The sequence below is a fragment of the Pseudonocardia sp. DxW genome (genome assembly GCF_058448985.1).
Genome location: NZ_JBZFLK010000009.1, coordinates 68,676 through 81,997 on the forward strand (window position 1 = coordinate 68,676; position 13,322 = coordinate 81,997).

Sequence of the window (13,322 nt, forward strand, 5' to 3'; positions counted from 1 at the left end):
CAGCCGGGTGCCGGCTCAGCCGAGCAGGCGCTCCGCGCGGGCCGCGACGGCGGGGCGGCGCGGGTCGTCGCGGTCGAGCAGCTCCAGCAGGCGCTCGTGCACCTGCAGGTCGTCGCCGCCCAGCGGATGCCCGGTGTAGCGGTGCAGCAGCCCGGCGTCGTCGGTCGCGAGGATCGCGTGCCGCAGGCCGGCGACCAGCTCGTCGCGCAGCTCGCGCACCGCCGGGGCGTCCGAGCGGGGCAGCAGCTCGCCGTGGCAGGCGTCCAGCGCGTCGGCGACCCGGCCCTCGCGCAGCGCGGCCCGCATCCGCAGGAAGTCGGCGTCCGGCTCGGTCGCCAGCCGGTACGGCCGGGTCAGCAGCAGATCGGCGCCCAGCGAGCTGCGCAGCCGGTGGATCTCGCCGCGCACGGTCGTCGGGTTGCCGTCCTCCCCGTAGAGCATCAGGGTCAGCTGCTCGCCGGACAGCCCGTCCGGGTGCAGGGCCAGCGCGGTGAGGATCTCGGCCGGGCGCAGGGTGGCTGCGGTGTCCGTCCCGTCCAGGGTGATCCGCGGCCCGGCGCCGCCGGTGAACCGCAGCGCCAGCGACGAGCCGGTGGACCGGGTCACCCGGCCGCGCCGCCGCGACGGCGGCACCAGCAGGTAGCCCTCGGTCAGTGGTTCGACGGCCATCTCGCGGCCGTCCCCGAGCCGGACCCGCTCCGCGCCCTCCTCGACCCGGATCCGCTCCGGGAACCGGCCGTAGGGCTCGCTCGCGATCACCCGCCCGCTCGGCGAGAGCAGCGCGCCCTCGGCGCCGCGCAGCGCGGACAGGTGCGGCATGTTCTTCACCCGCAGCCGCTCGTCGGCGATCGCGAGCCGCACCCGCAGCTGGTTCTCGGCGAGGTGCGCGGTGGCGGTGACCAGCTGGACCAGCGCCGGGTGCACGGTGTGCAGCGGGCCGGAGATGTCGATCGCGCCGATGGTGTCGCCGGTGTCCGGGTCGTGAACGGGGGCGGCCACGCACGTCCAGTCGTGGTAGGTGCGCACCAGGTGCTCCGCGGAGTGGATGCGGACCGGCTCGTCGAGGGCGAGCGCGGTGCCCATCGCGTTGGTCCCGATCGCATCCTCGGTCCAGCGGGTGCCCTCGCAGAGCCCGACGTCGTCGGCGGAGTGCAGCAGGCCGTGCGCGCCGTCCCGCCAGAGCACGTGGCCGTCGGCGTCGGTCACCAGCATGACGTGCATCGCTTCGTCGGCGATGCTCACCAGGGTGGTGCGCAGCAGCGGCATCACCGCGTGCAGCGGATGGTTCTCGCGGACCTCGCGCAGCTCGTCGGCGCGGTACACCAGCGGGGGCAGCCGGCTGTCCGGGTCGACCCGGGCGGCGAGGCTGCGCTGCCAGGAGTCGGACACCACCGGCCGCGGGGCACCGGTCGATCCGCCGGTGCCGAGCCCGTCGTCGTAGATGCGGCGCAGCCGGTTCGCGTCCGCGACGAGCTCGTCGGCGGCCGATCCACCGTCTGCATCGAGCATGTCGCCTCCCCGTTCCAGCCGCGGGCGCCACGCGGGCGCCACGTCGTGCGGTTCCGCTGCGTCGCGGGATCGCCACCGTGGGTTCGCCAGTCCTGGAAACGGGAGCATACCCGCAGATACGGCCCGGCAGACCTGCCTGCTCAGACGGTTGCACCCACCGTGTCCGTGCGAGCGCAACGTGCGGGCAACGTAACCCGCCCTACGGTGGCGGCCGGGTCGTCACGGAGGCGGCCCGGCGAGGACGTACCGGAGGACAGCGATGACGCTCGAAGCCGTTCGTGGAGCCACCGACGTGCAGGTCCGTGGTGGCGACTCCGCCGAGGTGATCCGGCGGGCGGCCCGGGTACTGGTCATCGACTCCGAGCCGATCGTCCGGCACGGTCTGCGCGCGTTGCTGACCGCGGAGCCCGATCTCGCCCCGGCGGGCGAGGCGTCCTCCCCGCGGGACGCGCTGATGGCCGCCGAGCGCTCCCGCCCGGACGCGATCATCGTCGACATCGAGTTCGGCCGCGACGAGCGCCCGGGGCTGGACCTGGTCCGGGCCCTGCTGGAGCGCTGCCGCGGCGCGAAGATCCTGGTGCTGACCGGCTGCCGGGACCGCGACGCGATGATGCGCACCGTCCGCCTCGGCGTGCACGGCTACCTGCGCAAGGGCGCCGACACCGCGGAGATCGTGCGGTCGGTGCGGGCGGTGCTGCGCGGCGAGGGCGTCTTCGATCCCGGCACCGGCAGCGCCGGGCCGCTGCAGGTGCTGCGCGAGAACACCCAGGACACCGGCCCCGACCTGTGCCGGACCTCGCTGCTCACCGACCGGGAGAACCAGGTCCTGCGGCTGCTCGCGGTCGGCATGAGCAACCGGGAGATCGGGGCCCGGCTGCGGATCTCCGAGGCGACGGTGAAATTCCACGTGCGGAACCTGCGCGACAAGCTGGAGGTCCGGCGGCGCACCGAGATCGTCTACACCGCGGCCCGCCAGGGCATCGTCTGAGGACCCTCGGGCGGCACGGACCGCCGGGCCGGGGTGCACGGAGATCCCGCCCCGGCCCGGTTTCTCCACGATCCCTGTTCGGGGAGCGCAGGTGACCGCAGGCGTGCGCTGCACTCCCGGGACGCGGATCATGGTCGCGGCCGAGACCACGTCGCCGGCTGAGGTCGTTCACCCGGCGGCCACTCCTGGATCACCCGGTAGGTGGATTCGCCTGTTGTGATGCGGGCACCGAACGGTTGCGACCCGACGCCGTTCGTCCCCACCACGTTCCAGGAGGACGACCGTGGCCCAGTGCTGCCCGGATCCCCACGACGCAGGCGACCGCCCGGCGCTGCGCCTGCTCCCGCTCGGCCGGCAGGGCCTGACCTGCCGCTACCGCTGCGGTGACGCCTGCTCCCGGCCGGAGCCGAACACGTCGTCGAACGGGTACTTCGGTGATGTCCTGCGCACCGTGCTGGACCGCCGAGGGGTGCTCCGGGCCGGTGCGGTGCTCGGGCTGACCGCGGGCGCCGGGCTCGCCACCGCCGGCGCGGGAACCGCGGCCGGCACAGCGCACGGCACAGCGCACCCGGGGTCCCCGCCCCGCGGGCTGCGCTACGAGACCGTCGCCCCGAACCTCGACGACGCCGTGCGGGTCCCGTCCGGCTACGCGAGCAACGTCGTCGTCCGCTGGGGCGACCCGATCTTCCCGGACGCCCCCGAGTTCGACTTCGAGAACCAGACCGCTGCCGCGCAGGCCCGCCAGTTCGGCTACAACAACGACTTCTGCGGGATCCTGCCGCTGGACGCCGCCGGGAAGCGGCACGTCATGTACTCCAACCACGAGTACACCCTCGAACCGCTGATGTTCCGCGGCTTCGACGAGGAGAACCCGACCGAGGAGCAGATCCGGATCGGGATCGCCGCGCACGGTGGCGCGGTCGTCGAGGTGGTCCGCGACCGGCGGACCGGCGAGCTGCGCCACGACCGGGCCGGCCGGCTCAACCGGCGGATCACCGCGGACACCCCGATGGTGTTCGACGGCCCGGCGGCCGGTGCCGAGGTGCTGCGCACCGCCGCCGACCCGAGCGGCCGCGCGGTGCTGGGCATGATCGGCAACTGCGCGGGCGGCACCACCCCGTGGGGCACCTTCCTGACCGGGGAGGAGAACTTCGACGGCTACTTCGCGTCCGGCCCGGTGACCGATCCGCGGGCCGAGCGGTACGGCATCGCCGAGGGCCCGTCCGAGCGCCGCTGGGAGCGGGTCGATCCGCGCTGGGACCTCGCCCGGGAGCCGAACGAGGCGAACCGGTTCGGCTGGATCGTCGAGATCGACCCGCACGATCAGGAGGCGAAGCCGGTCAAGCACACCGCGCTCGGCCGGTTCAAGCACGAGGGGGCCACCGTCGCGCTCACCCGGGACGGACGCCCGGTCGTCTACATGGGCGACGACGAGCGCTTCGACTACGTCTACAAGTTCGTGTCCGACAAGCGGATGCGCAGGGGGAACAGCCGGGCCGCCCGTGAGCACAACGCCGGCCTACTCGCCTCCGGCACCCTCTACGTCGCGACCTTCACCGGGAACAGCCCGGCCGCCGAGATCACCGGCGACGGTGCGCTCCCGGCCGACGGCGCCTTCGACGGCGGCGGGACGTGGACGCCGCTGGCCTCCACCACGACGTCCTACGTGGACGGGATGAGCGTGGCCGACGTGTTCGTGTTCACCCGGCTCGCCGCCGACCGGGCCGGCGCGACCAAGATGGACCGGCCCGAGGACATCGAGCCGAACCCGCGGACCGGCAAGGTGTACATCGCCTGCACCAACAACTCCGACCGCGGCAAGGCGGGCGAGGCGGGCGCCGACGAGGCGAACCCGCGGCACGCCAACCAGCACGGGCACGTGATCGAGCTGACCGAGCGGGGCGACGACCCGGCGGCCACCACGTTCGGCTGGACCATCCTGCTGGTGTGCGGCGATCCGGCGGACCCGTCGACGTACTTCGGCGGCTTCGACAGGTCCCAGGTCAGCCCGATCACCTCGCCGGACAACCTGGCCTTCGACCGGCACGGCAACCTGTGGATCTCCACCGACTCCAGCCAGGCACTGGAGATCAACGACGGGCTGTACGGCGTCGTGCTGGAGGGACCGCAGCGCGGGTCGACCCGGCTGTTCGCCAGCGTGCCGGTCGGCTCGGAGTGCTGCGGGCCGGTCGTCACCGAGGACTTCGTGCTGGTCTCGGTGCAGCACCCGGGCGATCTCGACGACGCCTCACCGGAGCAGCCGGCGTCGCACTGGCCGGACGGCGGCGCCACCCAGCCGCGGCCGGCGGTGGTGTCGATCCGGAACCGGCGCGGGGCGATCGGGGTCTAGGCGCACTTCCCCAGGTCGGGATCGCCGGAGCCGGCGCTCTTCTCGAACGAGATGTGCACGTGGTCGACGTGGTTCGCGGTGTCGTCGCCGCGGTCCTCCATCTCGGTCCAGCCCGAACCGTGGTTCATCTGCTGCTCCCAGATCACGTACTTGACGCCCAGCTCGTCGGCGTTGGCGAGCGCGCACTCGGCGATCCGGTCGCCGGTCTCGCCCCGGACCATCAGGTCCAGGGCGTGGCCGGACGGGTGGTCGGAGGCGTTGCCGCGCTGCGCGACGCCGATCAGCTCGGGCTGGCCGTAGGCGCAGCCGAGGAACTCGGCGGCGTCGGCGACCCAGCTCTGCACCGGGCCGAGGCCGCTGGTGTCGATGTCGCAGGCCGCGCTGCTCGGGCCGCCGCGGCCGGCGCCCTCGCCGGGCTGCGGGCGGTCGCGGCCCGCAGCCGAGCGGGCCTGCTCGGCGGCCTCCCGGGCGATGCGCTCGGCCTCCTCGCCGGCGGCGCGGCCGGCGTCGGCGGTGGCGTCGAGCAGGCCCGCCGAGCGGACCAGGTCGGCGCCGAGCACCGGCTCGTCGCGCGGCACGCCGGCGGCGGCCGCGGCGTCGGCGAAGGCGGCGTCGAGATCGGGCTCGTCGGTGGACTCGGACGCCAGGCGCAGGTCCGCCTGGACCGGGCCGAACTCCAGACCGGCGACGGGGGTGACGACGGCGAGGGCTCCGCTGGCGACGGCAGCCGCGGTGGCGACGTGACGAAGACCGGACAGGGTCTCGTCCGCCCGCCGGTGGCGGTGTCGGGGCACGACAGTTCTCCTCCGGCACGCGGGCCGGGCGGGCTGCGGGGGAGCGTGGGATCGGGGGAATCCCTGCCCGTCGGGGAACCGGACCGCGTGTTCCGTCCCGGACGGTAGCGAAGAGCACCGGTCCGGCCCGGCATCCGGCGGCGAGGGGAGACGACCGCGCCGTCCGCTGCGGCGAGTGGTCGCAACCTTTCCGCCCACCCGGGCGTCCGGACATGTCCGGAAACCGGCCCCGACCGGACGTTCGGTGCAGGGCCGGGGCGAGCGGTCAGGGGGAGCGGTGCCGGCCGTTGGTCAGCGCCGGCCGGGCGGGCGCGGAGCCGAGCTCGCGCGCCCGGCGGCGCCCGGCGACGGTCCCGGCGGGCGGGGTGTCGGCCGGCGGGGCGCCGTTCATCGAGCGGGCCTGCTCGGCGAGCTCGCGGGTCACGCACGGCCAGGTCGCACTGACCCCGGTGGCGTCCCGGCACTCCCGGCAGAAGCCCTGGGCGTCGGGGGTGTGCTCCCTCAGGGTCCGCTCGAGCAGATCGGGCATCTCGGACAGGATGTTCGCGAGCGCCAAGACTCACCTCCAGGTCGATTGCGGGGGACAGTAGTAGTGCGGATCACCCGGGTGGCGCAGGGGCGGGACGGCATCCGGGGGCCCGGGCGCCGCCCCGGACGCTCCACTGCGGACGGTCCGTTTCCGCTGCTCGGCCCGCGGGGCAGGCGCCGTTGCGCAGCGGACCGGTGACCGGCCGTGACCGGCGCCGCAGGGCCGCGGGAGGCACCCCGGACCGGGGACCGCTCGTCGAACCGGCAGGTCGATCGGCGGCCGGTCCGGCAGGTACGACGACACGCACCGTGGCTGCGCCCGGCGCGGAAAGTGGATCACCCGATCAGTATGCCGGGATCTCCCGGGCGATCTCGTCCAGCCAGAGCGCCGCCGACATGTCCGACGGCGCCCGCCAGTCCCCGCGCGGCGAGAGCGCCCCGCCCGCGGAGACCTTCGGGCCGTTCGGCAGCGCGGACCGCTTGAACTGGGAGAAGGCGAAGAAGCGCTGCGCGAAGACCTGCAGCCAGTGCCGGATCTCGGCCGGCGGATAGGCCGGGCGCTCGTCGTCGGGGAAACCGGGCGGCCACTGCCCGGCGGCCGCGTCGGACCAGGCGTGCTCGGCCAGGAACGCGATCCGGGACGGCCGGAACCCGTGCCGCAGCGTGTACCAGAGGGTGAAGTCCTGCAGTGCGTACGGACCGACCGTCGCCTGGCTGGACTGCACCTCGCGGCCGTCGCCCGCGGGCACCAGCTCCGGGGTGATCTCGGTGTCGAGCACCGAGCGGAGCACCGTGGAGACCGGCTCGTCGAACTGCCCGGACGAGACCACCCAGCGGATCAGGTGCTGCATGAGCGTCTTCGGCACCCCGCCGTTGACGTTGTAGTGCGACATCTGGTCGCCGACACCGTAGGTGGACCAGCCCAGCGCCAGCTCGGACAGGTCGCCGGTGCCGAGCACGATCCCGCCGCGCTGGTTGGCGAGCCGGAACAGGTAGTCGGTGCGCAGCCCGGCCTGGACGTTCTCGAACGTCACGTCGTACGCCGGCTCGCCGCGGCCGAACGGGTGCCCGATCTCGGTCAGCATGGTCCGCGCGGTCGGCGTGATGTCGATCGTGGCGAAGGTGACGCCGAGCGCCTCGGACAGCGCGACGGCGTTGTTCCGGGTGTGCTCGGAGGTGGCGAAGCCGGGCATCGTGAACGCCAGGATGTCGGTGCGCGGGCGGTCCATCCGGTCCATCGCCCGGGCCGCGACGATCAGCGCGTGCGTGGAGTCCAGCCCGCCGGACACCCCGATCACCACCTTCGGCTGCCCGATGGCGCGCAGCCGCTGCTCCAGCCCGGCGACCTGGATCGAGTACGCCTCGTAGCAGTCCTGCTCCAGCCGCTGCGGGTCGGCGGGCACGAACGGGAACCGCTCCACGGTGCGCCGCAGCCCGATGTCGTGGCCCGGCGGGTCGAGCCGGAAGCCCACCGTGCGGAACCCGCCGGTGCGCGCGGCGTGCGTCCGCCGGTTGTCGTCGAAGGTGCCCTGCCTGCGCCGCTCGGCGGCGATCAGGTCCAGGTCGACGTCGGCCACCGAGTACCGCGCGCCCTGCGGGAACCGGCCGGACTCGGCGAGCAGCACGCCGTTCTCGTAGATCATGGTCTGGCCGTCCCAGGCGACGTCGGTGGTCGACTCGCCCTCGCCGGCGGCGGCGTAGACGTACCCGGCGGTGCAGCGGGCGGACGCCGAGCGGCACAGCAGCCGGCGCTCGTCGGCGCGGCCGACGGTGATCGGCGAGCCGGACAGGTTCGCCAGCACCGTCGCCCCGGCCAGCGCGGCCTCGGCCGACGGCGGGATCGGCACCCAGAAGTCCTCGCAGATCTCGACGTGCAGCACGAAGCCGGGCAGGTCCTGCGCGGCGAACAGCAGGTCGGTGCCGAACGGGTGCTCGACGCCGCCGAGCCGGATGGTGGCGCCGCGCACGTCGTCGCCGGCGGCGGTCTGGCGGCGCTCGTAGAACTCGCGGTAGGTGGGCAGGTACGACTTGGGGGCGACGCCGAGGATCCGGCCGCGGTGGATCACCACCGCGGTGTTGTAGATCCGGTGCCGGTACCGCAGCGGTGCCCCGACGACGAGCACCGGCAGCAGCTCGGCGGTCGCGTCGGCGAGCGCGACCAGCTCGCGCTCGACGGCCTCCAGCAGGGTGTCCTGCAGCAGGACGTCCTCGATCGAGTAGCCGGACAGCGTCAGCTCGGGGTACACGACCAGCCCGACGCCGTCGTCGTGGCAGGCGCGGGCGGTCTCCAGCACGGCGGCGGCGTTCGCGGCCGGCTGCGCCATCGTGGTGTGCAGGGTGGCCGCGGCGGAACGCAGGAAGTGCTGGCGGTACACGGAGCGGAAGTCCACATCGGCATTCTCCCCCGCGCGGCCGCCGCGCCGCCCGGGACCCGGTCAGCGGCGCAGCAGCCGCAGCACCGCAGGGGGCCGCCCGCCGAAGCCCTCCGCCTCCAGCACGACGAACAGGATCCGCGGCAGGTCCCGGACGGCCGGGAACAGCACGTAGCGCGGGTACCAGTCGGGCCGGAACTTGGCGTTGAAGCGGTACAGCGAGTCGATCTGCCACCAGCGCGAGGCCAGCCGCAGCAGCCGGGCCCAGCCGCGGGCGACCGGCCCGGCGCCGATCCGCTCGCCGCGTTCCAGCGCGGACCGGAACACCGCGAAGTTCAGCGACACCCGCCGCACGCCCAGCTGCGGGGCGGCCGCCATCAGCTCGGCGATCATCAGTTCGTTGATCCCGTTGTCGGCGGCGGCGTCGCGGACCATCAGGTCCAGCGACAGCCCGTCCGGGCCCCAGGGGACGAGCTGCAGCATCCCGCTCGGTTCGCCGTCGCGGAACACGGTGACGACCACCGCGTCCGGATCGGCCGGATCGGCCACCCGCGACGAGGCCATCGAGAAGCCGCGCTCGTGCTCGTCGCCGCGCCAGCGCTGGGCGCGCTGCGCGATCCGGGTGCGCTCGTCGTCGTCGTAGTCGTGCAGCCGGCGCACGACCGCGGTGTGCCCGAGCCGCTGCATCCGCTTCACGGTCTGCCGCACGCCGCGCATCGGCCGCCCGTCCAGGGTGAACGTGGCCGTGTCGAGCACCGCCTCGTCGCCGAGCTCCAGCGCGTCCAGCCCGGCCTTCGCCCAGGCGGTCGCGCCGCGCTCGGAGCAGCCGAGCACCGCGGGCGACCAGCCGTAGCGGGTGCACTCGTGCAGGAACGCCTCGATCGCGCCGGGCCAGGCGCCGACGTCCCCGACCGGATCGCCGGAGGCCAGCGCGACCCCGGCCAGCACCCGGTAGGACACGGCGGACTTGCCGCCGTGCGCGACCACCGCGGCCTTGTCCCGGCGCAGCGCGAAGTAGCCGAGCGAGTCGCCGTCGCGCTGCCGCAGCAGCGCGCGCAGCCCCTCCTCGTCCTCCGGCAGCAGCGACGGGCGCGGCTCCGGCGAGCGCAGCAGGTGGTACCCGGCGGTGAGCACGGCGACGACGCCGAAGGTCAGCCCGGCCGCGGCGGTCAGGTCGTCGAGCCAGAGCGCGTGCGGGGCGAACGTCACCGGCCCGGTGACGCCGATCAGCGACAGCCCGGCGTGCGCCGCCTGCGCGGCGATCGACGGGTCGTCGGCCAGCCGCCGCGGGTTCAGGGCGAGCAGCACCCAGACGATCAGGAAGCCGGCCAGCCCGAACTGGACGAGCGTGCGGACCGCCCGGCCGAGCCCGCCCGGGTCCTGGCGGGCCACGAAGTACCGGCGGGTCGCCAGCAGCGCCACCAGCAGCGCGCCGACCAGCACCGCCGGGGTGAGCCCGTGCCGCTGGTCGACGACGTGCAGCACGTTGACCACCAGCAGCACGGCGGTCGTCCCGGTCGCCACCCACCAGGCCCGCTGCTTGCGCCTGCGCAACCCGGTGGCGAGCAGCAGCAGCCCGACCCCGGCGACCGCGGTCACCACCAGACCGGCGAGCCCGACGCCCGGCGGGAGGCCCAGCGAGCTGCGCAGCTCGCTGCCCAGCAGCCGGCGCGGCGCGGGCAGCACCGCGGTGGCGACGGTCAGCAGCCCGACGATCCGGGCCGCCCACACGACCGCCCGGACGACGGCCGCCTCGGACAGCCGTCGCCGCCGCGCCTCCGGATCCGGGCGCGGGTTCCCGGCGCGGACCGGGCCGCGCCGTTGTCCACCGGCGGTGTCGGCCGCCACGCGATCCTCCTGTCGATCCGCCCCGCCCGGGCCCGGTGCGGCCCGGCGGCGGACGGTAGCCGCTCCGGACGCTAGCGCCGCGGGCCCGTCCGGCGCGCGCGGCCCGGCCCGCGTCGCCGGTCGGGGCGGTGAGGTGCGGCAGATCGGGCGAACCGGACGTGCCGGGCGGACCGGCCGGTCGGGCGTCCGGGGTGATGGTGTCCCAAACATCTCGTACGAAGTCGCCCGCAGCGGTCACCGGATGGACCCTGCGTTGTCCCGCAACGCTTCCCGCTGGTCCGACGGCGTGACGGTGCACACCCGTCCGACGGGTGCCGGGCCGGTCGGTGCATGGAGCGGGCCCGGGCCGTCGATCCCTGGGGTGTCCGAATGTGCACCGCATCGATCGACTCACGGAGGCGAACAGGATGATCACGAAGGACATGACCCGGGACCTGATCGGGCGCCAGGCGGTCGACTCGCACGGCGAGAAGGTCGGCAAGATCGGCCAGGTCTACCTGGACGAGAACGACGGCACGCCGACCTGGGCCACGGTGAACACCGGCCTGTTCGGCACCAAGGAGAGCTTCGTCCCGCTGCGCAACGCCGACCTGCGGGACTCCGGGGTCGAGCTGCCGGTGGAGAAGCAGCAGGTGAAGGACTGCCCGCACGTGGGCCGGTCCGACGAGCGGCTCACCGGGTCCGAGGAGGACGAGCTGTACCGCCACTACGGCACCGCCGCGACCGGCACCGCCGGCACCGCGGGCACCGCCGGTGACGGCAGGCACGCGGCCGGCACCGCCGAGGCCGGCCGCGCGGGCGCCGGCGACGGGCGGTCCGCCGGGATGTCCGGTGACTCCGCCGGGATGTCCGGGGACGATGCGATGGTCCGGCACGAGGAGCGGCTGCGGGTCGGCACCGAGTCCGAGGAGACCGGACGGGTGGCGCTGCGCAAGTACGTCGTCACCGAGGACGAGACGGTCACCGTGCCGGTCAGCCGCGAGGAGGTCCGGCTCGAGCGGGAGCCGATCACCGACGGCGCCGCAGCCGGATCGTCCGGCGCGATCGGCGAGGAGGAGCACGAGGTCACCCTGCACCGCGAGCGCCCGGTGGTGGACAAGACCACCGAGGCCGTGGAGAAGGTCCGGCTGGGGACCCGCACGGTGACCGAGGACGAGACGGTCTCCGACACGGTGCGCAAGGAGCGCATCGACGTCGACGACCCGTCGGACACCCTGGAGCGCTGACGAGGGCCGCGTCAGCGTGTCAGGGCGCGGTCCCGGACGGCGGCGGCCTCCCGGCGGGCGGCCTCGGCGGCCCCGGGCAGGCCGCCGGCGCCGGTGGTGGCCAGCGCCCCCTCGTGCAGCAACAGCAGTACCAGCGCTCCGCCGTCGGGATCCGCGGCGCCCGCGGCGGCCAGCTCGTCGCGCAGCAGATCGCGCAGCCAGCGCTTCTCGTCGGCGATGACGGCACGGCCGGGGTGCCCGGGATCGGGCAGCTCGGCGAAGGCGTTCACGAAGGCGCAGCCGCGCTCGTTCGCCGCGGTCCACGGCACCAGCACGTCGAACGGGGCGAGCACCCGCTCCGCCGGGGTGTCCAGCGCGGCCAGCCGGGCGCGCACCGCGTCGCGCCAGCGCTCGTCGCGTTCCTGCAGGTAACGGGCGACGAGTGCGTCCTTGGAGCCGAACCGGTCGTAGAGCGTGCGCTTGGTGACGCCGGACTCGGCGGCGATCAGGTCGACCCCGACGGCGTTGATGCCGCGCTCGTAGAACAGCGCCGCCGCGACGTCCAGGATCCGCCGGGCGCCCGGCGTGAGCGTCGGTGACACGCGTCCCCCTCAGTTATTCACAGATCTGTGTATTGTTGCGCCAGCAGTCTACTTCACAGATCGGTGAACTTGGAGGGCGGTATGGCGGCCACGATGCGGGCGTGGGAGCTGACCGGGCACGGCGGGCCGGAGATGCTGCGGTGGCGGGAGCGGACGGTGCCGGCCCCGGGCCCCGGGCAGGTGCTGGTGCGGGTCACCGCCGCGGCCCTGAACAACACCGACGTGTGGACCCGGACCGGCGCCTACGGCCTACCCGGCGATCCCGCGGCCCGGGCCGGCTGGCGCGGACCGCTGCGGTTCCCGCGGATCCAGGGCGGCGACGCGGCGGGCGTGGTGGCGGCGGCCGGCCCGGGGATGCACGGGGTCCCGGCCGGCCGGCGGGTGCTCGTCGATCCGGCCCGGTACGAGCGGGACGACCCGGACGCCGGGCCGGTCGGGCTGCTCGGCAGCGAGGCGGACGGCGCCTTCGCCGGCTTCCTGCTCGCCGACGCCGGCCGGGTGCACGACGTCGGCGACTCCCCGCTGACCGACGCGGAGCTGGCCGCGCTGCCGGTCGCGTACGGCACCGCCGCCGGGATGCTGGAGCGCGGCCGGATCGGCCCCGGCGAGAACGTTCTGGTCACCGGGGCCTCCGGCGGCGTCGGGCTGGCACTGGTGCAGCTCGCCGCGGCCCGCGGCGCGCACGTGGTGGCGGTGACCTCGGCGGCGAAGGCGGCCGCCGTCCGCGCCGCCGGGGCCGGTGCGACGGTCGACCGGTCGGGTGGCGCCGCCGCGGTCGCGGCCGCCGCGCCGCACCGGCTCGACGCGGTGCTCGACGTCGCCGGCGGCGACCTGCTACCCGCGCTGCTGCCCGCGGTGCGCGACGGCGGCCGGTGGGTGATCGCGGGCGCGGTCGCCGGGCCGGTCGTCGAGCTCGACCTGCGCCGCCTCTACCTGCACAACGTCTCGCTCGTCGGGTCGTCGATGCACACCCGTGCGCACTTCGCCGGGCTGGTCGCGCAGGCGCGGGCGGGCACCGTGCGGCCTCGGATCGCCGCCCGGTACCCGCTCGCCGAGCTCCCAGCGGCGCAGGCGGAGTTCCTCCGCGGGCAGCACGTGGGGAAGATCGTGCTGGCGCCGTGAGTCG

10 protein-coding genes are annotated in these 13,322 nt (G+C 74.9%); 4 read left to right on the forward strand and 6 right to left on the reverse strand.

Going from position 1 to position 13,322, the window contains the following annotated elements; genetic code table 11:
- Window positions 1–15: 15 nt before the first annotated feature.
- The gene (locus ACVJO7_RS15745; RefSeq protein ID WP_491673489.1) at window positions 16–1,509 is read right to left on the reverse strand and encodes a GAF domain-containing protein; all 1,494 of its coding nucleotides are present in this window, start codon (window positions 1,507–1,509) and stop codon (window positions 16–18) included.
- A 259-nt stretch (window positions 1,510–1,768) separates the two neighbouring features.
- On the opposite strand from ACVJO7_RS15745, the gene ACVJO7_RS15750 reads away from it, so the two are divergent.
- Both ACVJO7_RS15750 and ACVJO7_RS15755 read left to right on the forward strand, forming a co-directional pair.
- A complete protein-coding gene (locus ACVJO7_RS15750) occupies window positions 1,769–2,497 on the forward strand; it encodes a LuxR C-terminal-related transcriptional regulator (RefSeq protein WP_344029737.1) in 729 nt (242 codons plus the stop codon).
- A gap of 283 nt (window positions 2,498–2,780) precedes the next feature.
- Window positions 2,781–4,847, forward strand: a complete 2,067-nt coding sequence (locus ACVJO7_RS15755) for a PhoX family protein (RefSeq protein WP_491673490.1) — start codon at window positions 2,781–2,783, stop codon at window positions 4,845–4,847.
- Here ACVJO7_RS15755 and ACVJO7_RS15760 read toward each other — a convergent pair.
- The 4 genes from ACVJO7_RS15760 to ACVJO7_RS15775 form a co-directional block, all read right to left on the reverse strand.
- Entirely contained in the window at window positions 4,844–5,641 is a 798-nt protein-coding gene (locus ACVJO7_RS15760; protein ID WP_491673491.1) for a VldE C-terminal domain-containing protein, read from the reverse strand. The genes ACVJO7_RS15755 and ACVJO7_RS15760 overlap by 4 nt on opposite strands.
- 265 nt (window positions 5,642–5,906) lie before the next feature.
- Window positions 5,907–6,197, reverse strand: coding sequence for a hypothetical protein (locus tag ACVJO7_RS15765; protein WP_491673492.1), 291 nt, complete (start codon window positions 6,195–6,197; stop codon window positions 5,907–5,909).
- Window positions 6,198–6,513: 316 nt separating this feature from the next.
- Window positions 6,514–8,559 (reverse strand): NAD(+) synthase, encoded by a 2,046-nt coding sequence (locus tag ACVJO7_RS15770; protein ID WP_491673493.1) that lies wholly within the window; start codon window positions 8,557–8,559, stop codon window positions 6,514–6,516.
- A 45-nt stretch (window positions 8,560–8,604) separates the two neighbouring features.
- A complete protein-coding gene (locus ACVJO7_RS15775) occupies window positions 8,605–10,302 on the reverse strand; it encodes a phosphatidylglycerol lysyltransferase domain-containing protein (RefSeq protein WP_491673628.1) in 1,698 nt (565 codons plus the stop codon).
- Window positions 10,303–10,796: 494 nt separating this feature from the next.
- Here ACVJO7_RS15775 and ACVJO7_RS15780 point away from each other — a divergent pair, with 494 nt between their 5' ends.
- Complete coding sequence (locus ACVJO7_RS15780; protein WP_491673494.1) at window positions 10,797–11,615, forward strand: DUF2382 domain-containing protein; 819 nt, start codon at window positions 10,797–10,799, stop codon at window positions 11,613–11,615.
- A gap of 11 nt (window positions 11,616–11,626) precedes the next feature.
- On the opposite strand, the gene ACVJO7_RS15785 is transcribed toward ACVJO7_RS15780, so the two are convergent.
- Window positions 11,627–12,196 (reverse strand): TetR/AcrR family transcriptional regulator, encoded by a 570-nt coding sequence (locus tag ACVJO7_RS15785; RefSeq protein ID WP_491673495.1) that lies wholly within the window; start codon window positions 12,194–12,196, stop codon window positions 11,627–11,629.
- 81 nt (window positions 12,197–12,277) lie between these two features.
- On the opposite strand from ACVJO7_RS15785, the gene ACVJO7_RS15790 reads away from it, so the two are divergent.
- Complete coding sequence (locus ACVJO7_RS15790; RefSeq protein ID WP_491673496.1) at window positions 12,278–13,318, forward strand: zinc-binding dehydrogenase; 1,041 nt, start codon at window positions 12,278–12,280, stop codon at window positions 13,316–13,318.
- The last annotated feature ends 4 nt before the right edge of the window (window positions 13,319–13,322 follow it).

Coding starts and splice junctions, on each gene's coding strand:
- ACVJO7_RS15745 (WP_491673489.1), bottom strand. CDS start 1,509: ATGCTCGATGCAGACGGTGGATCGGCCGCCGACGAGCTCGTCGCGGAC.
- ACVJO7_RS15750 (WP_344029737.1), top strand. CDS start 1,769: ATGACGCTCGAAGCCGTTCGTGGAGCCACCGACGTGCAGGTCCGTGGT.
- ACVJO7_RS15780 (WP_491673494.1), top strand. CDS start 10,797: ATGATCACGAAGGACATGACCCGGGACCTGATCGGGCGCCAGGCGGTC.
- ACVJO7_RS15790 (WP_491673496.1), top strand. CDS start 12,278: ATGGCGGCCACGATGCGGGCGTGGGAGCTGACCGGGCACGGCGGGCCG.